Annotated in this window: 16 protein-coding genes; 6 read left to right on the plus strand and 10 right to left on the minus strand. The window is 70.5% G+C overall.

The window, feature by feature from the left end:
• Window positions 1-191: 191 nt before the first annotated feature.
• A complete protein-coding gene (locus C1703_RS10550; RefSeq protein WP_114251723.1) occupies window positions 192-1,742 on the plus strand; it encodes a DUF1996 domain-containing protein in 1,551 nt (516 codons plus the stop codon).
• A 76-nt stretch (window positions 1,743-1,818) separates the two neighbouring features.
• Here C1703_RS10550 and C1703_RS10555 read toward each other — a convergent pair whose 3' ends face one another.
• The gene (locus C1703_RS10555; RefSeq protein ID WP_198678134.1) at window positions 1,819-2,247 is read right to left on the minus strand and encodes a hypothetical protein; all 429 of its coding nucleotides are present in this window, start codon (window positions 2,245-2,247) and stop codon (window positions 1,819-1,821) included.
• A 147-nt stretch (window positions 2,248-2,394) separates the two neighbouring features.
• Between C1703_RS10555 and C1703_RS10560 the strand changes: the two genes are divergently transcribed.
• From C1703_RS10560 to C1703_RS10570, 3 genes are all read left to right on the plus strand, one after another.
• Complete coding sequence (locus C1703_RS10560; protein WP_114251726.1) at window positions 2,395-2,907, plus strand: tetratricopeptide repeat protein; 513 nt, start codon at window positions 2,395-2,397, stop codon at window positions 2,905-2,907.
• 87 nt (window positions 2,908-2,994) lie between these two features.
• Window positions 2,995-4,917 (plus strand): hypothetical protein, encoded by a 1,923-nt coding sequence (locus C1703_RS10565; RefSeq protein ID WP_114251728.1) that lies wholly within the window; start codon window positions 2,995-2,997, stop codon window positions 4,915-4,917.
• A 93-nt stretch (window positions 4,918-5,010) separates the two neighbouring features.
• Window positions 5,011-5,700 carry a TetR/AcrR family transcriptional regulator gene (locus C1703_RS10570; protein ID WP_114251730.1) on the plus strand — a complete coding sequence of 230 codons (690 nt, stop codon included), beginning with the start codon at window positions 5,011-5,013 and terminating at the stop codon, window positions 5,698-5,700.
• Window positions 5,701-5,706: 6 nt separating this feature from the next.
• Here the strand turns inward: C1703_RS10570 and C1703_RS10575 are convergent, their stop codons facing one another.
• The 9 genes from C1703_RS10575 to C1703_RS10620 form a co-directional block, all read right to left on the minus strand.
• Window positions 5,707-6,063: a 5-carboxymethyl-2-hydroxymuconate Delta-isomerase gene (locus C1703_RS10575; RefSeq protein ID WP_114251732.1), complete on the minus strand. Its 357-nt coding sequence runs from the start codon at window positions 6,061-6,063 to the stop codon at window positions 5,707-5,709.
• A 28-nt stretch (window positions 6,064-6,091) separates the two neighbouring features.
• Window positions 6,092-7,702, minus strand: coding sequence for a fused response regulator/phosphatase (locus C1703_RS10580; protein ID WP_114251734.1), 1,611 nt, complete (start codon window positions 7,700-7,702; stop codon window positions 6,092-6,094).
• A 237-nt stretch (window positions 7,703-7,939) separates the two neighbouring features.
• Window positions 7,940-13,336, minus strand: a complete 5,397-nt coding sequence (pulA, locus tag C1703_RS10590; RefSeq protein ID WP_114251736.1) for a pullulanase-type alpha-1,6-glucosidase — start codon at window positions 13,334-13,336, stop codon at window positions 7,940-7,942.
• Between the two features lie 115 nt (window positions 13,337-13,451).
• Window positions 13,452-14,864 carry a glycoside hydrolase gene (locus C1703_RS10595; RefSeq protein ID WP_114251738.1) on the minus strand — a complete coding sequence of 471 codons (1,413 nt, stop codon included), beginning with the start codon at window positions 14,862-14,864 and terminating at the stop codon, window positions 13,452-13,454.
• Window positions 14,865-15,040: 176 nt separating this feature from the next.
• Complete coding sequence (locus tag C1703_RS10600; protein ID WP_114251740.1) at window positions 15,041-16,417, minus strand: alpha-amylase family protein; 1,377 nt, start codon at window positions 16,415-16,417, stop codon at window positions 15,041-15,043.
• Between the two features lie 161 nt (window positions 16,418-16,578).
• Entirely contained in the window at window positions 16,579-18,255 is a 1,677-nt protein-coding gene (locus C1703_RS10605) for a glycoside hydrolase family 13 protein (protein ID WP_114251742.1), read from the minus strand.
• A 145-nt stretch (window positions 18,256-18,400) separates the two neighbouring features.
• Window positions 18,401-19,309, minus strand: a complete 909-nt coding sequence (locus C1703_RS10610) for a carbohydrate ABC transporter permease (RefSeq protein WP_114251744.1) — start codon at window positions 19,307-19,309, stop codon at window positions 18,401-18,403.
• A 14-nt stretch (window positions 19,310-19,323) separates the two neighbouring features.
• Window positions 19,324-20,328, minus strand: a complete 1,005-nt coding sequence (locus tag C1703_RS10615; protein ID WP_114251746.1) for a sugar ABC transporter permease — start codon at window positions 20,326-20,328, stop codon at window positions 19,324-19,326.
• Between the two features lie 123 nt (window positions 20,329-20,451).
• Window positions 20,452-21,720, minus strand: coding sequence for an extracellular solute-binding protein (locus C1703_RS10620; protein ID WP_114251748.1), 1,269 nt, complete (start codon window positions 21,718-21,720; stop codon window positions 20,452-20,454).
• 389 nt (window positions 21,721-22,109) lie between these two features.
• Here C1703_RS10620 and C1703_RS10625 point away from each other — a divergent pair, with 389 nt between their 5' ends.
• On the plus strand, window positions 22,110-23,153 hold the full coding sequence (locus tag C1703_RS10625) for a LacI family DNA-binding transcriptional regulator (RefSeq protein WP_114251750.1): 1,044 nt from the start codon (window positions 22,110-22,112) through the stop codon (window positions 23,151-23,153).
• Between the two features lie 169 nt (window positions 23,154-23,322).
• Window positions 23,323-24,189 carry a phosphatase PAP2 family protein gene (locus C1703_RS10630; protein WP_114251752.1) on the plus strand — a complete coding sequence of 289 codons (867 nt, stop codon included), beginning with the start codon at window positions 23,323-23,325 and terminating at the stop codon, window positions 24,187-24,189.
• Window positions 24,190-24,218 lie beyond the last annotated feature (29 nt).

Here is a 24,218-nt window from a genome sequence, read left to right on the forward strand (position 1 = left end):
CGTTTCACCCCTCGTGGGTGATCCACAACGGCCGGTGCCGGAGGGGCTGTTGAGGACACAGAGCCCTCACGAATCTCGCATCAATTTCCGAGACATCTGAACACCCCTGGGACGGCCTCCGTATGGAAGGGAGCCGCTTCACTCCTGTCGGGCGCCTCGATGCCCCCGAAAAAGGAAGTCAGAGGAGTTCCATGGGACGCAACACAAGAAAACGCCGTACGCCGCTGGCCACCAAGGCCATAGCCGCATCGGCGGCCCTAGCGCTCGGTGGGGGCGGGCTGATCTGGGCAAACTTCTATGCCTCGGCGCATGAGGAGAACTCGGCGAACCAGACGAAGTCCGCGGGCGCTCAGATCGCCACGATCCAGTGCCCGGACGTCGGCCAGAAACTGACCGACGTGCCGGACGGTGCCCGCCAGGGGGTGGACAAGGAGCTGGCGAACCTCGACAAGCAGATCAGCGAGGCCTACACCCGGCTCGCCTCCACGCGCCAGGCCCAGGCCGGTGACCCGGGCTTCGTCAACAACGCCATCCTCGGCCCGCTGAAGTCGAAGCGCGTCGCGGCCCTCGACCGGATCGGCATCAACATCCGCCGGGTGGGCGGACAGGCCCCGGGCAACCTCGAGCAGCTGGCCGAGTGCAAGGGCATGGCCGCCGACGCGAACACCAACGACGGCCAGGCCGGAGGCGGGCAGAACAACGACGGCCAGAACAACGACGGGCAGAACGGCGGCGGCCAGAACAACGACGGCGGTCAGGACCAGGGCCAGGACAACGGCCAGGACCAGGGTCAGGGCGGCAACGGCGGGCAGGCGGGCAACGGCCCGGCGGCGGCGGACTTCATCAAGATCGAGGACGTCCAGCCGGGCTCCCGCAACCTGCCGAACGGCCTCGCCGCGAACGGCGACGGCGGTTCCACGGGCTCGTTCACCACGAACTGCGGCACCAACGAGAACGAGAACCGCAACTCCGACAACGTGATCGTGGCGCCCGGCGTGTCCAACGGCGCGCAGCACCAGCACGACTACGTCGGCAACCAGAGCAACAACGCCTTCGCGAGCGACGAGGACCTGGCGAACGCCCAGACGACCTGCCAGAACCAGGGCGACAAGTCCTCGTACTTCTGGCCGGTCATCCGCGTCCAGGACGGTACGCAGGACATCGACCAGGGCCAGCCGGGCGGCGGCCAGGACGGCAACGTCGGCAAGATCGTCGAGCCGGCCGAGGCGCAGCTGAAGTTCGTCGGCAACCGCACCAGCGACGTCGTCGCGATGCCGAAGGCCCTGCGCATCATCACCGGTGACGCCAAGTCCTTCACCAACGGCCTGAACAACGCCAACACGTCCTGGAGCTGCACCGGCTTCGAGGACCGTCAGGTGACGGACAAGTACCCGATCTGCCCCGAGGGCAGCAGCGTGGTGCGCACGTCCAACTTCCAGAGCTGCTGGGACGGCCAGAACATCGACAGCGCCAACCACCGCACCCACGTGGACTTCGTGGAGGCGGACGGCAGCTGCTCGAACGGCTTCAAGGCCATCCCCCAGCTCCAGGTCCGCCTGGTCTACGACGTCCCGGCGCCGCAGATCAACAACGGGCAGGTGCAGAACGCGTTCGCGATCGACTCCTTCCCGGAGCAGCTGCACAAGCCGATCACCGACCACAACGACTTCATCAACTTCTTCGACGAGAACGTGATGAACGAGATGGTCCAGTGCATCAACAACGGTGAGGACTGCCAGTAGTCCGCACCCGCACACAGCAGAAAGCCGGCGGTGGGAATTCCCACCGCCGGCTTTCGCTTGCCCGGGTTCCGCGCGGTCAGCCGTGGTGGTTGCCGCTGTTGTGACTGCCACCGGGGTTCATGTGCTCGGAGCCCTCTTCCATGGTTCCGCCGAGCGTGCCCTGCAGCGCCGTGACCGTCTTCTCCTGGCCGACGGCGACCCACTTGCGGCCGACGAGGTAGTAGCCGCCGTAGTCCTTGGCGCTGTTCAGCCACTCGCGCTGGCCGCGGTCGGTGGCGAAGGTGGCGAGGACGTACTTCTCCTCGCCCTTCTTGCAGATGGCCTGGCGGATGGTGTCGGCGTCGGTCTGCATGTTCGGCTTGCACTTGGCCTCGGCCGCGATGTGCTCCAGGCTGCCGGTCACCGCCTCCGGAACGGCCGCCTCGTCCTTGCCGGATCCGCAGCCGGCCAGCGCCAGTATCGCCACCGCGCCGCTCAGCGCGAGCATCGGTCGGGTCACCCTCATCTGTTCCTCCGGTCCTTGTCACGGCACGGTCCGGACGCATGCCGCACGGAGCCCTGGCAACAGGCTCTCGCCTTCGATACGGCCGTGGGGCCCGGGCTGCTCAAAATTCCGCTGCCTCCGTGGGCACTCCCGTGCGAGGGTGGACCCGTGAACCAGGACTGGGAAGAGCGTGTGACCGCCCTGTGGGCCCGTTTCGACGACTACGCCGACACGGACGAGGACGCGGCCCGCTTCCGCGCCGATGTCGACGCCCTCGTCGCCGAACTGCCGGAGGGCAGCCCGCTCGGGCCGTTCGAGCAGGCCTGTGCCTTTGACTCCACGGGCCACCCGGACCAGGCGGTCCGGCTGTACCGCGAGGCGCTGGCGCGCGGACTCGCCGACGTCAGCCCCTACAAGACCCGCCGGACGAAGATCCAGCTGGCCAGTTCGCTGCGGAACATCGGGCAGGCGGAGGAGGGCGTCAAGCTCCTCGAACCCGAACTGGACGCCCCCTCCGACGAACTGGACGACGCCGTGCGCGCCTGTCTCGCGCTCTGTCTGTCCAGCCTGGGCCGTGACCGCGAGGGGCTGTCACTGGCGCTGCGCGCCCTGGCCCCGCACCTGCCGCGCTACCAGCGGTCGATGGCGAACTACGCCCGGCTGCTGGTGGAGCCCGGATAGCGGCCGGGGGTGGAGCCCGGGGAGCGGCCCGGGGCGTGACGCTCCGCAGTCAGGTGACCATCGAACGATTCGCTCGTTCTGCTGAACGTGCAGTCACAGGATGTCGCCCAGCGCCCCGCACCGCCCTCCCCCGCCGGCCCGGTCGTCGACGTCGAGCAGGCCGAGGCCGCGCTCGTCGAGCACTACCCGCGGCTCGTCCGGCTGGCCTACCTGGTGCTGCCACCGGGCCTGGGCCGCAGCAGGCGCGTGGTGACCGCACACGCCCTCACCCAGCGCGCACTCCCCCGCAACCGCACCCCCGCCCCGGTGATCCCGGCCCAGTCCACCGGCCGCCACGGCGACCCCGGCTACGCCCTGGTCCGCCTCCAGGTGCTGCGCACGGCGCTGGAGGCCGGGCTGCCGCTGAAGCGCAAGGCCTGGCCCAAGCGGTCCCAGCTGCCGCCGGTGCTGCCGCAGGTGTGGGGCCTGAAACTCTTCCCGCGCTCGGGCGGCGCCGACGAACTCGCCCTGGACCAGCGGCTGTCCACGCTGTCCGGCCCGGCGCGGGCCGCGTACGCGCTGCGCGGCATCGAGCGGCTGGCGGACGACGACGTACGCGAGGTCCTCACGGCCGCGGGCGTCGCCGACGCGGACGGCGCGCTGCTGGAGGCCGACGGGATCCCCGCCCAGTACGGGCTGCTCGACTCCCCCGAGTTCGACCCCTGCTCGCTGCAGGCCCGCCCCACGGACCTGATGCGCCGCCGCCAGCATCTGAAGGCCGCGCTGGCCGCCGGTGCGGCCCTGCTGGTGTGCGGGGCGCTGCTCGGACTGCCCGGCGAGGGCTGGGGCCCCGACGGGGCCGCCGCTCCCCCGTACGCGCGCAACCCTTCGGCCCAGGCCGCCCTGGACCCGGCGAAGCTGACCCGGGTCCCCGCCACCGCGTGGCGCGGCTCGGCGCGCACCGACTTCTCCGTGTGGCCGGCCCGCGGCGACCTCACCGGTGACACGGCCCTGCTGCGCCGCGCCCTCGCCGTGTGGGCCCGCCCCGGCGAGACGGTCCAGGTCTCGGCGACGCCCGGCACCCCGTCCGGCGGCCCGGCGGGACCGCCCCAGCTGCTCTACGCGGGGACGGTCGACGCGGCGCGCGTGGTGATCCTGTACGACGGTCTGCGCATCGCCCGGTACGCCGAGCCGAAGGACGGCACGCAGGGCGCCGCCCTCGACTTCGCCCGGGTCGACGGGGCCGGCCGGGCCGAGGCGGGTGCGGTGGTCCTGGGCCGGGCCGACGGCAACGTCCGCTATCTGACCGCCCCTTGGGTGGCGAAGGCGGGTGAGCGGGACCTGATGAAGCCGGGCTCCGGCGCGATGGACCTCACCCTGACCGACGGGGTGACGGCACCCCTGGCCAGCCCGGCCCTGCGGTCCGGCCCCTGCACCTCGTGGAACGTGCTGCAGGTGACCGACGGCACCAGGACCCGGCTGCTGACCGACCTCGGCGAACTCGTCCCGGCCCGGCTCACCGCCGGCCGGCCCGGCTCCCCGGGTGAGGCCTCCGGAGCCGAGGCGCTGCGCGTCTGGCAGCCGTTCGCCTGCTCGCTGGGCACGCTGCGCTCCGCCGGGGTGCGGAACGTCAACGCCTGGGCGTTCAACGAGCAGCCCCTGCCCGACGCGAGCGGCTCGGCGGCGTGGGTGTGCACGCGGGCCGACACCTGGCGGGGCGGCGGGGCGCGGGTGCTGGCGCAGTTCCACACGCCGGGCGGGAGGTACGGGGCGGTGGCGGCGAAGGCCGAGAACGTCGCGGCGTGCGGGGCGCGTGATCCGCACGTACTGGCCGGGGTGCTGTGGAAGGCGGAGGCGGGCGACTGGTATCTGCTCGCCGCCGGCAGCCGGGAGACGACGTCGATCCGGGCGACGGGCGGGGTCGACGGGTCGGCGCAGGGCAGTCTGCTGACCGTGCCGGCCGAGCAGGGCGCGCGGGCCGAGCTGAAGGGCACGCTGGAGGACGGGCGTTCGGTCGGCGGGCTGCGCTGACCGTCGGCTCACGCGCCCGCCCGGGGAACCCTGGCGGACATCCGCGATCGCTCCGGACCGTTCGAGGCCGGAATCGATCGGTAAGGTGTTCGCATGACTATCGGGGTTCGCCGCAGAATGGGAGTCGAGGAGCGGCGGCAGCAGTTGATCGGCGTCGCCCTCGAACTGTTCAGCCGCCGCTCGCCCGACGAGGTCTCCATCGACGAGATAGCGTCGGCCGCGGGCATCTCCCGCCCGTTGGTCTACCACTACTTCCCCGGCAAACTCAGCCTGTACGAGGCCGCGTTGAAGCGGGCCTCGGACGATCTCGCGGCCCGTTTCGTGGAGCCGCACGAAGGCCCGCTGGGAGCGCGGCTGCTGCGCGTGATGCGCCGCTACTTCGACTTCGTGGACGAGCACGGGCCCGGCTTCTCCGCCCTGATGCGCGGCGGCCCGGCCGTGGGCTCGTCGACGACCAACGCGCTCGTCGACTCCGTGCGGCAGGCCGCGTATGTCCAGATCCTTTCGCACCTGGGCGTGACCGATCCGCCCGCGCGCCTCGAACTCGTCGTCCGTTCCTGGATCTCGCTCGCCGAGTCGACGGCGCTGATCTGGCTGGACGGCCGGCGCATCCCGCGGGCCGAGCTGGAGGCGCAGCTCGTCAACGACTTCGCCGCGCTCGTCGCCGTCAGCGCCGCCTACGACGAGGAGATGGCGGCCCTGCTGCGCGGCATGGTCGAGGACGAGCCGGCCGACGGCCCGTTCACGGACCTGGCCGGCCGGCTGGTGGCCCTGGCGAGCTGAGGCCGCTCAGCCCTCGAACTTCCGGTAGGAGGCGTCCAGGTCGCGTACCTCGGCGGAGGCGTGCAGCACGACCCCCTCGGCGGCTTTCAGGTGCGTCCGCAGCAATTCCAGAGCGGCCTCGGTGAGCCGGGCCTTGGTCTCGTCGGAGCGCCCGGGGAGCAGGGCGATGTGGATGTGCACATGGGCGTGCCCCTCGGTATCGGGGCCGACGACGATGTCCTCGGTCCGGCGGAACCGGGTCTTGCACGCCGGCGGCCTGGCGGCCGCGATCTCCACCGTCGCCTCGTGCAGCGCCTTCGCGAACCCGGTCCGGTCGAAGTCGTCCGCGAGGTCGGCGGAGTAGTCGACGGTGATTTGCGGCATCAGCACTCCTGTACTAGATCCAGGGGGCTCACCCTAGTCGCAGGGCGAGCATGGCGATGTCGTCCTCGCGGTCGTGGGCGAAGCAGCCCAGGAGGACGTCGCAGAGGGTGTCCAGGCCGGTGGGGGCGTCGGCGGCGGCCGTGCGGAGCAGTTCCAGGGAGGTCGCGAGCGGGGTGCCGCGGGTTTCGATGAGGCCGTCGGTGACCAGGAGCAGGCGGTCGGTGGGGTTCAGGTGGTGCTCGGTCGCCGGGGGCCGTTCCAGGCCCAGCCCGAGCAGCGGCCCGCCGGCGTCGATGTACCGGGCGCCGCCCGAGTCGCGCAGGATCAGCGGGGGGATGTGCCCGGCGTTGGCGATCCGCACCCGGCCGCTGGAGGGGTCGACCAGGGCCAGGCACACGGTGGCCGTGATGTCGGGGTGGTAGCGCTGGAGCATCCGGTCGAGCCGCTCGGCCAGCACGACCGGGTCGGACTCGTCCACGCAGTAGGCGCGCAGCGCGTGCCGGATCTCGACCATGACGGTGGCCGCGTCCAGCGAGTGCCCGACGACGTCCCCGACCGCGGTGAGCACGCCGTCGCCGGTGCGCAGGGCGGCGTAGAAGTCGCCGCCGATCTCGGTCTGGCGGGAGGCGGGCACGTAGCGGACTTCGATGTCGAGGCCGGGGACGTGCGGCAGCTTGTGCGGCTGGGGCAGGAAGCTGTGCTGGAGGGTGAGGGCGACGTGCCGCTCCACCTGGTACAGCAGCAGCGGTTCGGCGGCGAGCGCGGTGGCCTGGGCGAGCCGGGCGAGCAGCCCGTCGTCGGCGGGGTCGGTGATCGCCGTACGCCGTACGGGCGTGGCCAGGCACACGGCGGTACGGCCGTCCTGGGCCGTCGCCACGGTGAGCCGGGCGTCCTCCTCGACGCCCGGCCGGAAGATCCCGGCCGGCCACAGCGGTGCGGGGACGACGGTGGTGTGCACCCCGGTACGGCCTTCCGCGAGCCGGGTGACGAGCCGTGCCGCCGCCTGGTGCGCCCCGCTGTCCGCCGGCGCGGGACGGCCCCGGGCGGTGCCGCGGTACACCTCCCCGTCCGGGCCGGTCACGAACACCACGGCGGGCGAGTCGGTCAGGCGGGCGGTGCCGTCGGCGGCCGCGGCGGCGAGCTCCTGCGGGCAGCGCGCCGCCTGCACGGTGACGATGGTCTCGGACAGCAGCGTCAGCCGGTGGACGACGGTCTCGGCGCCCGTGGTGCGGCGCGCTCCGCGCACGGCGGCCCGGACGACGGCCTGGATCTCCTGCGGTTCGGCGGGCACGGTCAGATAGGCGTCCCCGCCCGCGTCCAGCCCCCGGCACCGGTCGCCGGGCGAGGTCGCGGCGGCGGAGAAGTGCACGACGGGCAGCGCGGCCGTGGGGGGCCGGGCCCGGAGCCGGCGGCACAGCTCGAAGCCGCTCATGTCGGGCAGGCCCACGTCGACGAGGGCCACGTCGGGCAGGGTGCCGTCCCGCAGCCGGACGTCGAGTTCGACGAGGGCCTCGCCGCCGCTGGCGACCGGCACGACCCGGTGGCCGGCCCGGGTCAGCACCGCGCCCATGGCGTACCGGCTGGCCGCGACGTCGTCCACGACCAGCACGGTGGTCTGCCGCGTGCCGTTGCCGTCCATCTCGAACAGCCCCTCGGGGCGTAAGGGGTCCTTTCACTATGAGCGTCCGATCAGGTCGCGTGGTCTGGTGCCGTGCATCGCAAGGCGCCGGAGCGCCCTCGTGGCGGAGCCACGTGGGCGTTTCGGCAACGCGGCGAGGTGCGGTGCCAGGCCGCGCGACCCGGACGGGCATGGTGAAAGGACCCCTGGGGGTGGGGCAGACCGTGGACACGGCCCGCCCCACCCAACGTAGTGCGGCTATCCGGCGGCTCGGGTGAAGACGGCGACCGTGCGGCCCGGAACGGCGAACGTGCCCGATTCCGCCGCGTACGAGGAGGACTTGACGGTAGGGTCCGCCCCCGCCGCCTGCACCGGGTGCAGGCGGTAGCCGGTCCCGGCGAGTGCGGGGACGCGCTGCTCCTGCCGCTGCGGGGTGGCGTTGAAGACGACGACGAGGTCACCGAGCCGCATGGTGATCACGCCGGGTGTCTCGTCCTTGCCGGACAGCGGGAAGGAGAGCCGGGACTGCACCCGCGCGGCCGTGCCGAGGGAGAAGTCCTGCTCGGTGCTGCGGATCCGCAGCAGGTCGCGGTAGGCGGCCGAGGCGCCCTCGATCTGCTCGCAGCCCACCCTGATCGTGCTCAGCAGGGGTTCGGCGTAGGGCCACTTGTCGGCGTTGTCGGCCGCCATGGGCAGTCCGCGGCCGAAGCCGTTGCCGTCCCGGCAGTCCCAGTGGACGGCGTTGAACCAGTCGCCGCTGTCGTAGGAGTTGCGGTCGAGGGACTTGGAGCGGAGCAGGTCGGTGCCCGCCTGGGAGAGGGCCGGGCCCTGGGAGAGGGTGGCGGTCGCCATGGCCAGGACCTGCATCCGGGCCCGGTCGTCCGCGCTCACCGACGCGGGCAGTTTGAAGGCGAGCGCGTCGAACAGGGACTCGTTGTCGTGCGCGTCGGCGTAGGCGAGGGCGTCGCCGGGGGCGTCGGCGTAGCCGGCGGGGGCGCCGTTGTAGTCGACGTCGGAGCCCTTGACCTCCTTGCCTGCGGTGTCGGTGAACCGGTAGCCGGCGAGGTTGCCGGAGAGGCCGACCTTGATGAGGTCCTGGTAGTGCAGCAGGCGGGCCTTCTGCTCGGCGGGAGTGCCGTTGTTCTCCGAGGAGTTGGGTTCGGTGTAGAGGCCGGAGGCGAAGCCCTGGACGCCGGGGTCCTCGTCGAAGGGGCCGCCGCCGCGCACGGCGTCGCGGGCCCGGTCGGAGAAGGTGGCGATGCCGGTGCCGGCCATGTTCTGCTGCGTGGCCTGGACGAACCGGGCGTCGTCGGCGACCTCGCCGAAGTTCCAGCCCTCGCCGTACAGGATGATCTTCTCGCCGTCGACGCCGTCCTTTTCGAGGGTGAGGGCGTCGAGGGCCTTCCTGACCGCGAGGATGTTGGCCTTCGGGTGGTGGCCCATGAGGTCGAAGCGGAAGCCGTCGACCTTGTACTGCTTGGCCCAGGTGACGACCGAGTCGACGACGAGCTTGCCCATCATGGCGTTCTCGGTGGCGGTGTTGGCGCAGCAGGTGCTGTTCGCGACCGAGCCGTCGGCGAGGAGCCGCTGGTAGTAGCCGGGCACGATCCGGTCGAGGACGCTGGTCCTCTCCTGGCCGCTGGCCGCGGTGTGGTTGTAGACGACGTCCATGACGACCCGCAGGCCGTCGTCGTTGAGGGCCTTCACCATCTCGCGGAACTCGACCGTGCGGGCCGTGCCGTCCGGGTCGGTGGCGTAGGAGCCCTCGGGGACCGTGTAGTGGTACGGGTCGTAGCCCCAGTTGTAGGCGTCCTTCGCGGCGACCTTGCCGACGCACTCCTGCTGCTTGTCGGAGTCGGCGGGGTAGGAGGCGAGGTCGCAGTCGACCTCGGCCTGGTCGGCCTTGCGCTCCGGGATGGTGGCGATGTCGAAGGCGGGCAGCAGGTGCACGTACGAGGTGCCCGCCTTCGCCAGCTCGCGCAGGTGCTTGCTGCCGTCGCTGTCCTTGTCGGTGAAGGCGAGGTACGTGCCGGGGTGCTTCGCCGTGCGGTCCTCGACGGAGAAGTCCCGGATGTGCAGCTCCTGGATCTGGGCGTCCCGCAGCGGTACGGCCTTCGGCTTGGTGTACGTCGACCAGCCGGCGGGCTTGAGGGCCTTGTCGGCCAGGTCGACGACGAGGCCGCGCGCGGAGTCGGCGGTGAGGGCGAGGGCGTAGGGGTCGGTGACCTTGTTGGTGACGACCTCGCGGACGCTGGGCGCCCAGACCTTCACGACGTAGCGGTAGGGCTTGTTCCGCCAGGAGGCGGGGCCGGTGACGGACCAGACGCCGGTGGCGGAGTCGCGTGCCATCGGGACCGTGCGGTCGCCGATCTCCAGGGACACGGACTGCGCGGTCGGCGCCCACACGGACAGGGTGGGGCGGCCCTTGTCGAACGTCGGACCCAGGTCGGCCTTCGTCGCGCCGGAGTAGAGGTCGTCGAGGACGCCGGCGATCTGCACGCCGGTCGCCGCGAGAACGGCCCCGTTGGCCGCGTGCTGGGTGGCGACGACCTGGCCGCGCAGGGCCTCGCGGACCCGGTCGCGGTCGCGCGGGTCGACGGTCCAGGCGGCGTGGTCCTTCAGGTGCGGGAACTTCGCCTTCTGCGCGTCGGTCAGCTCGCCCTTCGACAGGCGCAGCCACTTCGCGTCGCCGGTCAGGGCGCCGTCCTCGACCTTGATCGAGCCGTCGCGGGAGTACAGCAGCTGGGTGGAGGCGGCGGCGTCGGAGCCGTTCCAGGCGAGGGTGTTCCGGTCGATCCAGACCGCCTTGGAGGTGGTCAGGTCGAGCGCGGCGGCACTGCCCGCGGGCTGCGGCAGCAGGTACTTCTCCCGGCCGCTCACCAGCCACACCTCGTGGCCGTTCGCCTTGAGGTCGAGCGACTGGTCGGTGGGCAGGTCCTTCTCGTCGCCCTTGTGGATGATGTAGCTGAGGCTGGTGGCACCCTCGGTGAGCGGCACCTCGAAGACTGCGCCATAGGCATCAGTCTTGACCGGCTTGAGGGGGTTCGACCAGTCGGTGGGGTTCGCGGCGCCGGTCCAGACGTGCAGGCCCCAGCCGTCGTAGTTCCCGTCGGCCCGGTGGTAGTGCAGGACGGCCTTGCTCTTGTCGGGCGCCGGGTACTCGGGCCGTTCGGTGGTGACGGTCTCCTTGCCCTGCTCGATCCAGATCTCGCCGGTCTTGGTGACGTCGATCGTGCGGTCGGTGGCGACGTCCTTGGTGCCGTCCTTGTCGATGACGAGGAAGCCGACGTTCGAGGCGCCGGGCTTGAGCTTGACCCAGGCGAAGGCGCCGTAGGCGTCCCGGCCGGTGAAGGGGTGGCTCTTCGGCCATTCGGTGGCCTCGCCCTCGGCGAGGTCGCCCCAGGCGTACAGGCCCCAGTCGGCGTAGTCGCCGTCCGCGCGCTTGTAGTGGACGATCGCGTAGTCGCGGGAGGACGCGGTGGGCGGCTCGGTGGCGGGCGGGGTGCCGGTGGTGGAGGAGGCCAGGGCGCTCGCGGTGCGGCCGGCCGAGTCGATCACGACGGCCTTGTAGCGCAGGGCCGTGCCGGGCGCCACGTCCTTGCCGAGGGTGTGGGTGACCTTGTAGGGGGCGTGGTCGGCGGAGCCGAGGGTCTCCCACCTGCCGTTGCCGACCTGGGCCGCGAAGACGACGCGGTTCAGCTGACCGCCGTCGACGTCCGCGGAGACCTCCACGGTGCCGGTGGCGCCGGCGGCCGGGGCCTTCAGGGTGAGCGTCGGAGCGGTGGCGGGCTTAGCGAGTCGGCCGGCTGCCTTGAGGACGATCGCCGAGCCGGCCGGGACGGTGACCGTGAGCTTCTTGTCGCCGTCGCTCTTGAGGGAGGCGTCGGTGCCGTAGACGCCGCGGAAGGCCATGCCGGCCGAGCCGGTCGGGAAGGTCGCGGTCTTCTCGTCGGCGGCGTTGTTGAAGGCGACGACGTACTCGGTGCCGCTCTTCGCGTCCGTGCGGGAGAAGGCGTAGACGCCCGGCCCGTCGGCCGCGTACCGCTCCTGCTGGACGCCGTCGGTGAGGGCCGGATGGGCCTTGCGGAGCTGGGCGAGGGCCCTGATCTGCCGGTAGAGCGGTGCGCTCGTGTCGTAGGCGTCCTCGGCGTGGGTGCGGTCGGTGCCGATCCGGTCGTCGTCGAGGTAGTCGGCGGTGCGCGAGGCGAACATGCTCTGCCGGGCGTCCTTGTCGCCGCCCGCGCCGGTGAAGCCCTGCTCGTCGCCGTAGTAGACGACGGGGTTGCCGCGGCTGAGGAACATCAGCTCGTTGGCGAGCCGGTCCTTCTTCAGCAGCTCGGCGTCGGAGGCCTTGGGGTTGTCCTGGTTCAGGAAGTACCCGATGCGGCCCATGTCGTGGTTGCCGAGGAAGGTGACCTGCTCGTACGCGTTGGCCCTGCCGGTCGTGTACTTGTAGTCGTCGCCGAAGACGCCCGCGAGTCTCTGCGCGCTGCCGCCCTGCGAGACGTACTGGCGGGCCGCCTCCTGGAAGGGGAAGTCGAGCGTGGCGTCGAGCCGGCCCTGGGTGACGTAGGGGGCGGTGACGTTCGTGTCGGCCGAGTAGACCTCGCCGAACATGAAGAAGTCGTCCCGGCCGCGCTTGGCCGCGTAGGCGTCCAGGGCCGTCGCCCACTGGGTCCAGAACTCCATGTTGACGTGCTTCACGGTGTCGATCCGGAAGCCGTCGATGTCGAAGTCCCTGACCCAGCGCTGGTAGATCTTCTCCATGCCGCTGACGACCTCGGGCCGCTCGGTCCACAGGTCGTCGAGCCCGGAGAAGTCGCCGTGCGTGGAACTCTCACCGGCGAAGGTGGAGTCGCCCCGGTTGTGGTACATCGTCGGGTCGTTGAGCCACGACGGCACCTTGTTGTTCCGGGTCACCTCGGGCGTGCGCGGGAAGGAGTCGCGGTCGACCTCGGGGAAGTCCCGCTTCCCGTCCGCGTAGTCGGCGTCGTCGAACGGCCTCCCGTCCTTCGTCAGGTACGGGAAGGCGCCCTTGGAGAGGTAGTCGTAGGACTTCTCCTCGTAGTCGACGACGTCCGCCGTGTGGTTGGTGATGACGTCGAAGAAGACCTTCATGCCCTTGTCGTGGGCCTTGTCGATGAGGGTCTCGAGGTCCTTGTTCGTGCCGAAGTGCGGGTCGACCTGGGTGAAGTCGGTGATCCAGTAGCCGTGGTAGCCGGCGGAGGCGTTCGCGCCGGTGCCCTGCACGGGCTGGTTCTTGAAGATCGGGGCCATCCACAGCGCGGTGGTGCCGAGGCCCTTGATGTAGTCGAGCCTCTTGGTCAGGCCCTTGAGGTCGCCGCCCTGGTAGAAGCCCTTGTCGGTGGGGTCGTAGCCGGTGGCGAGTCGGGAGCCGGTGAGCCCGCCCCTGTCGTTGCGCGGGTCGCCGTTGGCGAAACGATCCGGCAGGACGAAGTAGAACTGCTCACGGGTGGCGTCGTGACGGGCGGGCTCGGCGGCCAGCCGGGCGTCGGACGGAGGCGCCGGCGGGGTGGCGGCCCCGGCGGCGAGCGGCTGGACGAGTGCTGCGGCCAACGCGGTGGCGGTGACCGCGGCGACCCGTCCGGCACGGGCGGTTCGGCGCCTTGAGGGCGCACGCCATCTCGGTATCACTGACGTGGACTCCTTGCGATACGGCTCTGGTGGGTCCGACCCCGCGCGACCGTATCGCCGCCGAAACGCTTACAGCAAGAGTCCTGAAACCGCTGGTAAGAAATTTCAGCAACGCCTACCGCTTGATGGTGTAGGTGACGAGCGAGCGGGCCGGGACCGTGGCCCGCAGCGCGCCCCCGGTGACCGGCACGGCCGCCTGCCGGGCCATGCTCCGGGAGCCGTTGGTGACGTACGGGGTCGCCGTGCCGTTGCTGAACCCGATGTTCCGCAGACTGAACGACACCGGGGTGGCGGCGGTGGCCGCGTTGAGCGCCACGACCGTCACGGACCCGTCGGTGTCGCGGAACGCGGACAGCCTGAGGTCGCCGTCGGAGGCGGAGGCCCCGATCCGGGTGGCTCCGGGGCGGACGAAGCGGCTGTAGTTCGCCAGCGCCCACAGGCGCTTGGAGACGTGGTAGTTCTCCCCGTCCATCTGGATCAGACCCCGGGTGGCGCCGACCGAGGCGCCGTACCAGTAGACGTAGCCGCTGGTGTTGCCCTTGGTCAGGGCGTCGTGCACGGCGGAGGCGACGGTGAACCCGTCGTAGCCGCTGCCGTCGTCCCAGGCCTCGTTCCAGGTGGTGCCGTTGGGCGACCACTCCGACATCCAGGTCCGCTTCCGCGTGGGCAGCGGGCCGTCGACGGGACTGGCGTAGGTGTGGCCGGCGTGGGTGTCGACGTAGCCCCGGGCCGTGGCGTCGGCCTCGATCGCGCTGGTGTAGTTCTTCTGCTGGTTCCAGCCGAAGGAGTCGCAGCAGACCACCTTGTACCCGCCCGCCCTCGCCACCGGCCCGAAGACCTTGGCGAACTCGGCCGCCTGCGCCGGAGTGAGCCGCATGGAGTCGTAGGTGGCGGTGTAGTCGGGCTCGTTGACGAATCCGAGGTCGGTGACGCGGATGCCCTCCCGCGCGTAGAACTTGGCGTACTGGACGAGGTAGTTCGCGTACGCCCTGCGCCAGTCGCCGCTCGCGCAGCCGGCACCGGCCAGGCCGCACAGGGTGCCGCCGTTCGCGTCGGTGCCGTTGGTCTTCATGTAGCCCGGCGCGCTCCAGGCGTCGGCGTAGAAGCGGGTGACGCCGTACGCCTTGGCCTGCTGGGCGAGCCATACCTGGCCCTTGTCGTCGCGGTCCCACACGTACTTGGGGGTCGCGTCCGGCCCGCCGGGGTCGGTGGGCTGGATGCCCGAGTCGATGCCGAGGCGCAGGATGCTGAGTCCGGCGCCGGTGTCCCTGCTGAACAGCAGGTCGAGGATCTCGCGTTGGCGGTCCGGGGGAAGGCCCTGCGAGCCCCGCATGATCTCGGCCCGGCCGAAGTGCTCGGAGATGCCGAAGCCGTCGATGGGCTGGTGCCGGGTGGAGCCGTCGACGGTGGCCGACGCGGCCACCTCGGCGGGTGGGGCGCCCGCGGTGATCCCGGCGGTCGTCAGCAGGACCGCGAGGGACGTGACCGTCCACGTTCTGAGCCTGCGCAGCGTCTTCCGTCCCGTCATGGGAGCGCTCCCGGTGAAATGCGGTCGCCCCTCGGTGTTCCGAGGGGCGATGGTTCGAGATGATGAACATCGTTCAGGGAGTTGCCATTTGGGGAGGGAACGTAGGGCAGCGTTCCGGAAGCGTCAATCCCACCGGAAGCGGCCATCCCGTCCGAACCGCAACCGGGCGACAGCGGCTAGCAGTTGGCCTTCCCCGCGTGGATCGCCAGGGCCGTGTCCGAGCCCAGGGTCGCCGTGAACTGCCCGCTCGCGTTCACCGTCACCGGCGAGTTGCTCTGCACGTCGCAGTACGTCCCGGCGGGCAGCGAGGTCCGGTAGGTCCGGGTCAGGGTGCCGGACTCGTGGTTGACGGCCACGAAGCCCTTGCTCCCCCGGCCGAAGGCGATGGCGTCGCCGCCGTTGTCCCACCAGTCGGTGACCGGCTCACCCCGCGTGGCGTTGCGGAAGGCGACCATGGACTTGATCTCCGGCCAGTTGTGCTGGCACTTCCAGCCGTCCTGCCAGCAGGCGTTGACCTGGCCGCCGTTGGGCGGGCCGGCGTCGTGGTCGGTGAACTCGTAGCCGGAGTTGATGTCCGGGGCGCCGTAGGGCCAGGCCAGCATGAAGACGTTGGCCAGGGTGTAGGTGGCGTTGTCCTTGTAGCTGAGCGTGGAGCCGTTGCGCTCGGTGTCGTGGTTGTCGACGAAGACGCCCGAGACGCCGCTGCTCAGATAGCCCCAGCCCTCGCCGTAGTTCTTCAGGTACGCGAGGTTCTCGCTCGTGAAGACCCGCTTGAGGTCGTAGGCGTAGCGGAACTCCTGGACGTCGCCGTTGCCGGTGTACTCGGTGGGCTGGACGGCCTCGCCGGCGCCGAAGATGACCTCCTGCTTCCAGTACACCGACGGATTGCTCAGCCGGGATTTGATGTTCGCGAGGTCGGCGGCGTCCATGTGCTTGGCCGCGTCGATGCGGAAGCCGTCGACGCCGAGGGAGAGCAGGTCGTTCATGTACCCGGCGATGGCGCCGCGGACGTAGTTCTCGCCGGTGTCGAGGTCGGCGAGGCCGACCAGTTCGCAGTGCTGGACGTTCCAGCGGTCCTGGTAGTTGTTGCCGATCCGGCTCGTGCAGTCGTCGAAGTCGAAGGACGAGTACAGGCCCGGGTAGTCGTACTTCGTGTACGACGAGCCGCCGGTGCCGGTGCCGCTGCCCGCCGACATGTGGTTGACGACCGTGTCGACGACGACCTTCACCCCGGCCGCGTGGCAGGTGTTCACCATGTTCTGGAAGGCCGCGCGGTCCCCGAGCCGGCCGGCGATCTTGTAGCTGACCGGCTGGTACGAGGTCCACCACTGCGGGCCCTGTATGTGCTCGGCGGGCGGGGAGACCTGGACGTAGCCGTAGCCGGCGGGGCCGAGGGTGGTGGTGCACTCCCGGGCGACGGAGGCGAACTTCCACTCGAAGAGGACGGCGGTGACGTCCTTGGTGCCAGGTGGGGAGGCCTGTGCACCGGTCGGGTTCATGACAACCGCGGCCGCGGCAAGCGCGACGGCGGCGGAGAGGTGTCTGCGTGCCATGTGGGGTTTCCTTCTTCGTTGAAGGCTCTTGCTGCAAGGTTCAGAAACCTTGCGGTGACGCAGATGGTAAAGGCCCGCCGCCCGAAAGGGCAGCGGGCCGTACGGAATTCAAAGGAAAATCAGGCGTCGGACGTCTGGCGTCGGACGTCTCGCGTCGGACATCAGGCGTCGGTCGCGGTGGTCCACCACACCGTGGTGTCGCCGGGCACCTTCGCCTCGTCGTCGACCAGGACGATCTCGCCGCTCGCGACCAGCACCCGGCCGTACGCCGGCATCGCCACCGACTCCCCCGTGGTGTTCGCGACGCACACGAACTCCCCGCGCCGGAAGGCCAGCACGCCCTCGGGCGCCCGCAGCCACTCCACGGAGCTGCCCGCGCCGAGGTCGGGCTGCTCCCGGCGCACGGCGAGCGCGGCCCGGTACAGCTCCAGTGTCGAGCCGGGCACGCCGGTCTGCGCCTCGACGCTCAACTCACCCCACCCCTCCGGCTGCGGCAGCCAGCTGCCCCCGTCGCCGAAGCCGTACGACGGCCCGGTCCTGGTCCAGGGGATCGGCACCCGGCAGCCGTCGCGGAAGCCGTCCTGGCCCGCGCCGCGGAAGTACGCCGGGTCCTGGCGCACCTCGTCGGGCAGGTCGACGACGTCGGGCAGGCCCAGCTCCTCGCCCTGGTAGACGTAGGCCGAGCCGGGCAGCGCCAGCATCAGCAGGGTCGCGGCCCGGGCCCTGCGCAGGCCCAGCTCCCGGTCGCCGGCCAGGCGGATCTGGGTGCCGAGGCCGGGCGGGTTGGCGAACCGGGTGGCGTGCCGGGTCACGTCGTGGTTGGACAGCACCCAGGTGGCGGGGGCGCCGACCGGGCGCATGGCCTCCAGGGTGCGGTCGATGACCTCGCGCATCTCGGCCGCGTCCCAGTGGGTGCTCAGGTACTGGAAGTTGAAGGCCTGGTGCAGCTCGTCGGGGCGGACGTAGTTCGCGGTCCGCTCGATGGTCGGCGTCCATGCCTCCGCGACGAAGATCCGCTCCCCCGCGTACTCGTCGAGGATGAGCCGCCACTGCCGGTAGATCTCGTGCACACCGTCCTGGTCGAAGAACGGCATGACATCGTTGCCCAGCAGCTTCACCTGGTCATGGGATCCAAGGTCGGGCAGCCCCTCCGCCTTCACCAGCCCATGGGCGACATCGATGCGGAAGCCGTCGACGCCCATGTCCAGCCAGAAGCGCAGGATGGAGCGGAACTCGTCGCCGACCGCCGGGTGCTCCCAGTTGAAGTCCGGCTGCTCGGGGGCGAAGAGGTGCAGGTACCACTCCCCGTCCGGGACGCGGGTCCAGGCCGGACCGCCGAAGATCGACTCCCAGTCGTTGGGCGGCAGCTCGCCGTTCTCCCCCTTGCCGGGGCGGAAGTGGTAGCGGTCCCGCAGCGGCGAGCCCGGGCCCTCGGCGACGGCCCGCTTGAACCACTCGTGCTGGTCCGAGGAGTGGTTGGGCACGAGGTCGACGATGATCCTCAGACCCAGCTCGTGGGCGTCGCGGATCAGCGCGTCGGCGTCCAGGAGGTTGCCGAACATGGGGTCGACGGCCCGGTAGTCGGCGACGTCGTAGCCGGCGTCGGCCTGCGGCGAGGCGTAGAAGGGGCTGAGCCACACGGCGTCCACGCCGAGGTCGCGCAGGTACGGCAGACGGGTGCGGACACCCTCCAGGTCGCCCATGCCGTCGCCGTTGCTGTCGGCGAAGCTGCGCGGGTACACCTGGTAGATCACCGCGTCCCGCCACCAGTCGCGACGCTTGGCGACGGCCACGGCGGAGGCGGGGGTGGGGGCAGGTGCAGCTGAGTGCTGGCTCATGTCGTCCTTGATGCGTAACAGAGGTGTGGTCATGTGGGACGTGGGTCGTGGTGACGAGGCGGCCGCGGCACAGCGGGGTCGGATGGGCACCGCGGCCGCCTCGGGCTTGTGACGTGCCGTTCGGCGGCGCCCCGGAGGGCACCGGTCACCCCTTCGTGCCGCCGGCGGTCAACCCGGTCACCAGGTTCTTCTGCACGAGGTAGAAGAAGAGGGCGGCCGGTATCGCGATCAGCACAGCCGTCGCGGCCATCAGGTTCCGCTGCGCGTCGTGCTCGCTGACGAACGTCTGCAGTCCGACGGCGAAGGTGTACTTGTCGTCGCTCAGCAGGAACGTCGAGGCGAACGCGACCTCCCCGAAGGCCGTGAGGAAGCTGTAGAAGGCCGCGACCGCGAGTCCCGGCTTGGCGAGCGGCAGGATGAGCCGCGCGAACGTGCCGAAGGGGGTCAGCCCGTCGACGCGCCCGGCCTCGTCGATCTCGAACGGGATGGTGTCGAAATAGCCCTTCATCAGCCAGGCGCAGTACGGCACGATCGTGGTGCAGTTGACAAGGATGAGACCAAGGTAGCTGTCGATGAGCCGCAGGTCCGACAGGATCTGGTACATCGGGACGATCAGTACCGCGATCGGGAACATCTGGGTGACGAGCAGCACCCACATCAGCTTCCGGTAGCCCGGGAACCGCATGCGGGAGACCGCGTAACCGGTGGACGCGGCGACGACGACGCCGATCAGCGTCGTGCCCAGCACCACGACCAGCGTGCTCTTCAGCCAGTCGAAGAAGCTGGTGTCCTGGAGGACGAACGCGTAGTTGTCGAACGTCATCTTGCCCCAGATGCGCCCGGGGTGGAGGTAGTCGTCCTTGTCCGGTCCGAGGGACAGGAAGAACAGCCAGGCGACCGGGAAGAGCGCGGTCAGGCTCGCGACGATCAGCACGGCGTGCGAGGCGAGGGTGGCCGGGCGGCTCTGCTCGCCGCGCCGGCGCGTCCGGCCGGGGGCCTTCGCGGCGCGCCGCTCGGTCGACGGGGCGGGGGTCTCGACGGTGGTCGTACTCATTTCGGACTCCTGCCTCAGATCGCGAGCTGCTGGTCGTTGCGGTTCAGCCAGCGGCGGTAGAAGGAGGTGAAGACGATCAGGAGGGACAGCAGCAGGATCCCGTAGGCGGCGGACTGGGCGTAGTCGCGCGGCTGCTGCCCGAAGCCCAGGTGGTAGGCCCAGGTCACGAGGATCTGCGCGTCGGGGGCGGTGTTGCCGAACAGCAGGAAGATGATGGCGAACTGGTTGAACGTCCAGATGACGCCGAGCAGGACGACCGTGGTGCTGACCGACCGCAGGCCGGGCAGGGTCACGTAGCGGAAGCGCTGCCAGGCGCTCGCGCCGTCCATCTCGGAGGCCTCGTAGAGGCTCGCGTCGATCGACTGCAGGCCGCCGAGGAGCGAGACCATCATGAACGGCACGCCGCACCAGGTGTTGACCATGATCGCGGAGAACCGCTGCCAGAAGGTGTCCTCCAGCCACGACGGCGTCGGCAGGTGCAGGAGTTCCAGGAAGCTGTTGATGATGCCGCCGTCGGCGAGCATGAACCGCCAGCCGAAGACGGTGACGAAGGTCGGCACCGCCCAGGGCAGCACCAGGATCATGCGGTAGAGGGTGCGGCCGCGCAGCTTCTGGTTGAGCAGCAGGGCGAGGCCGAGGCCGATGCCGTAGTGCAGGGTGACGCAGGCCGCCGTCCAGAAGATCGTCCACAGGAAGTGCGACCAGAAGCGGTCGTAGGACGTCGGGCCCCACAGGATGTCGGCGTAGTTGTCCAGGCCGATGAACTTGTAGGTGGCGTCGATCTCGTTGACGCCGATCGTGCGCGCGGTGTTCAGGCTGGTGGCGTCGGTGAGGGTGAGGTACAGGCCGTATCCCAGCGGGTACAGCACGAGGACGCCGAGGACGATCGCCACCGGGGCGACCATCGCGTAGGCGTACCAGTGCTTGTTCAGGCCGTTCCTCAGCCGCTGCACCGGGCCGGGCCGTGGTTCCCGCTCACCGCGCCGCTTGCCGGTCGCTCGATCGATGGCGACTGTCATGGTTCGACACCTTCTGGAAGTTCAAGGAGGTCAAGGAGGGCTGCCCGGCCCCGGGCGCAGGCGCGGGCCGGTGGCCGCCGGATCCCCTCCCCCTCGACCTGGGGTCCGGCGGCCACTCGGCGGTCACTTGCTGTAGTCCGGCACCAGCTTGGCGATGGCGGTCTCGGCGTTGCCGAGGCCCTGGTCGAGGGACTCCTTGCCGCCCGCGATCTTCAGCAGCTCGTCGTCGAGCGGGGTCCACAGGGAGCTGTACTCGGGCAGGGCCGGGCGCGGCTGGGCCGCGGGCAGCACACTCTGGAAGCCGGCGATGCCGGGGTCGGCCTTGACCTTGGCGGTGTAGGCGTCCTCGCGCGTGGGGAGCGTGGAGTTCTTCAGCGCGATGGTCTCCTGGGCCTTGGCCGAGGTCATGAACTTCACGAACTTCAGCGAGGCCTCCTGGTGGGCCTTGTCCGAGCCCGCGTACACCGAGAGGTTGTGGCCGCCGGTCGGGGCGCCCGCCTTGCCGGTGGAGCCGGCCGGGACGGTGGCGATGCCGAGGTTGTTCTTGTCCTTGAAGGCCGAGCCCTTGTAGAAGTTCGTGATCTCCCAGGGGCCCTGGATGATTGCGGCGACCTTGCCGCTGACGAACGCCTCCTGGATGTGGGCGTAGGCGTCGGCGGTGGTGTCGGCCTTGTGCAGGCCCTTGCCCTTGAACAGGCTCTGCCAGGTGCCGTAGGCCTTCTTGGCGGCGGGCGAGGTGACGGTGATCTTCTTGGCGTCGACGTCGACGGTGTCGGTGCCCTCGCCGTAGAGGAAGGTCTGGGCGTAGTAGGCCTGGGTGGAACCCCAGTAGCCGTCGACGCCGGTCTTGTCCTTGATGGTGGCGGCGGCCTTCTTCAGGTCGTCCCAGGTCTTGGGGGCCTCGACGCCGGCCTTCTCGAACAGGGCCTTGTTGTAGACGAGGGCGAGGGTGTCCGTGGTGAAGGGGACGCCGTAGGTCTTGCCCTCGTACTTGGCCTGCTCGATCAGGCTGGGCTGGAACTTGTCCTGCTCGGCGAGGGCCTCGGTGCCGTCCAGCGGCGCGAAGAAGCCCTTCTTGGCGAAGGCGGGGGTCCAGCCGACCTCGGAGCGCAGCACGTCGGGGGCGCCCTTGGAACCGGCGGCGGTGTCGAACTTGTTCTGCGCCTGGTCGAAGGGGACGTTGACGTAGTTGACCTTGATGTCCTTGTGGGCGGCCTCGAACTCCTTGACCAGGGCCTGGTACGCCGGCGCCTCGTTGGTCGCGTTGGAGGTGTCCCACCAGGTGATGGTGACCGGGCCGCCGGCCTCGTCGCCGCTGTCGCTTCCGCCGCAGGCCGTCGCCGCCAGGGCGAGGGACGCCACCAGCGCGGTGGCCGCTATGCCACGCCGCATGAGTTCTCCTTGAGGGTGAAGCCCGTTTCGTGCTGCCGACTGCGCCGTTGGCCGCCGGGCGTCGGTGAGATTAGCCGCGCTTCAACGACTTGCGAAAGACCTTGCAGCAAAAAGTTGCAAGAGGTGCGGATGGTTATGCCGCCGTGACCTCCCCTCGATCGCCCTGAGGCCTTGATTTCCGGCTGTTCGACGGGGAGTCGGACAGCTGTGCAAGACTCTGCAAGCACTTGCCATCCGTTTCCGCCGGGGGAATCATCCGTTGCGGAGCGGACACCGACTCGACTCAAGGGACCGCGATGACCAAGCAACCCGCAGCGGGCCGCGCGCCGGCCCGTGCCCGGCGTCCCGTCGGTGTGCAAGCAGAAGTCCGGCCGCTACAGTCCGGTGCTGTGACCACACGGCTTGCGGACATCGCTTTGCAGGCGGGGGTGAGCGAAGCGACCGTCAGCCGCGTCCTCAACGGGAAGCCGGGCGTCGCCGCCACCACCCGCCAGTCCGTGCTGGCCGCGCTCGACGTGCTGGGCTACGAACGCCCGGTGCGGCTGCGGCAGCGCAGCGAGGGCCTGGTCGGCCTGATCACCCCGGAGCTGGAGAACCCGATCTTCCCGGCCCTGGCGCAGGTCATCGGCCAGGCGCTGACGCGGCAGGGCTACACGCCGGTGCTGGCCACCCAGACCCCGGGCGGCTCGACCGAGGACGAGCTGACCGAGATGCTCGTGGACCGCGGCGTCGCCGGCATCATCTACGTCTCCGGGCTGCACGCGGACACCACCGCCGACATGCAGCGCTACGACCGGCTGCGCGCGCAGGGCGTGCCCTACGTCCTGGTCGACGGCTTCTCGCCGAAGGTGCAGGCGCCGTTCATCTCCCCCGACGACCGCGCCGCGATGACCCTGGCGGTCACGCACCTGGCGTCCCTGGGGCACACGCGGATCGGGCTGGCCCTGGGGCCGAAGCGGTTCGTGCCGGTGCAGCGCAAGATCGAGGGCTTCGTACGGGCCATGCAGGACCAGTTGGGCCTGGGCGCCGAGGCCGTCGAGTCGGAGCTGGTGCAGCACTCCCTGTACACGCTGGAGGGCGGGCAGGCCGCCGCCACCGCCCTGATCGAGCGGGACTGCACGGCCGTGGTGTGCGCCAGCGACATGATGGCGCTGGGCGCGATCCGGGCGGCGCGGCAGCGCGGCCTGGACGTCCCGAAGGACATCTCCGTGGTCGGCTTCGACGACTCCCCGCTGATCGCCTTCACGGACCCGCCGCTGACCACGATCCGCAAGCCGGTCCCGGCGATGGGCCAGGCGGCGGTGCGCACGCTGCTGGAGGAGATCGGCGGGACGCCCGCTCCGCACAGCGAGTTCGTGTTCATGCCGGAACTGGTGGTGCGCGGTTCGACCGCTTCGGCACCCGGGGACCGCGGGGACCGCGGACGCTCCTGAATCAGCTGGTCGCTCCTGAATCGTCCGTCTCGTCCTCAGGGTGGAGAGCCACGCCCGCGCGCCCTGCGCCGGTAGGAGGGGAAGGGGTCGTTCCGCCGTAGAACATGCGGTCCGGACCAGACCGGAGGATGATCGGTGGGACAGGGCTTTTCTGGCAGACTTTGTGCCTATGGGTGACACGACCGTGACGACGCCGGAAGGCCGGGAAGCGGCCATTCCGCACCCCGTCGCGGCCGAGACGGGGCCGGGTCCCCTGCACCGGCTGCGCACCCCGCGCCGGCCCCGCTTCTGGTTCGAGATCCTGCTGATCGCGGTGAGTTACTGGACGTACTCGCTCGTCCGCAACGCCGTGCCCGAGCAGAAGGCCGAGGCCCTGCGCAACGCCGACTGGATCTGGAAGGCCGAGCAGCAGCTGGGCATCGCCGTCGAGCAGTCCGTCAACCACGCCGTGAACTCGGTGACTTGGCTGATCATCGGCATGAACTACTACTACGCGACGCTCCACTTCGTGGTCACGCTGGGTGTGCTCGTGTGGCTGTACCGTCGCCATCCCGGCCGTTACGCGGCCACCCGCCTGGTGCTGTTCGCGACGACCGCTGTCGCACTGGTCGGCTACTACCTGTATCCGCTGGCGCCCCCGCGGCTGATGAACGGCGGCGACTTCATCGACACGGTCATGGTCCACCAGACCTGGGGGTCGATGGCGTCCGGCGACCTGAAGCACATGTCCAACCAGTACGCGGCGATGCCGTCGATGCACATCGGCTGGTCCCTCTGGTGCGGCCTGACGATCTTCGCCCTGGCGACGATCCCCTGGGTGCGGGTGCTGGGACTGCTGTACCCGGCGCTGACGCTGGTGGTGATCGTCGCCACGGCCAATCACTTCTGGCTCGACGCGGTGGGCGGCATGCTGTGCCTGGCCTTCGGGTTCGCGGTGGCGACGGTCTGGTACGGCAGCCAGCCGTACGCACTGCCGCAGCGGGTGCCGGCGCGGACGCGCGGCGTCGGCCGGCCGCTGCGGCCGACCAGGGTCTGACCCGCCTCCCGCCGCCGCGTGTGGATGCG

The organism is Streptomyces sp. Go-475, from assembly GCF_003330845.1.
Lineage (GTDB): Bacteria > Actinomycetota > Actinomycetes > Streptomycetales > Streptomycetaceae > Streptomyces.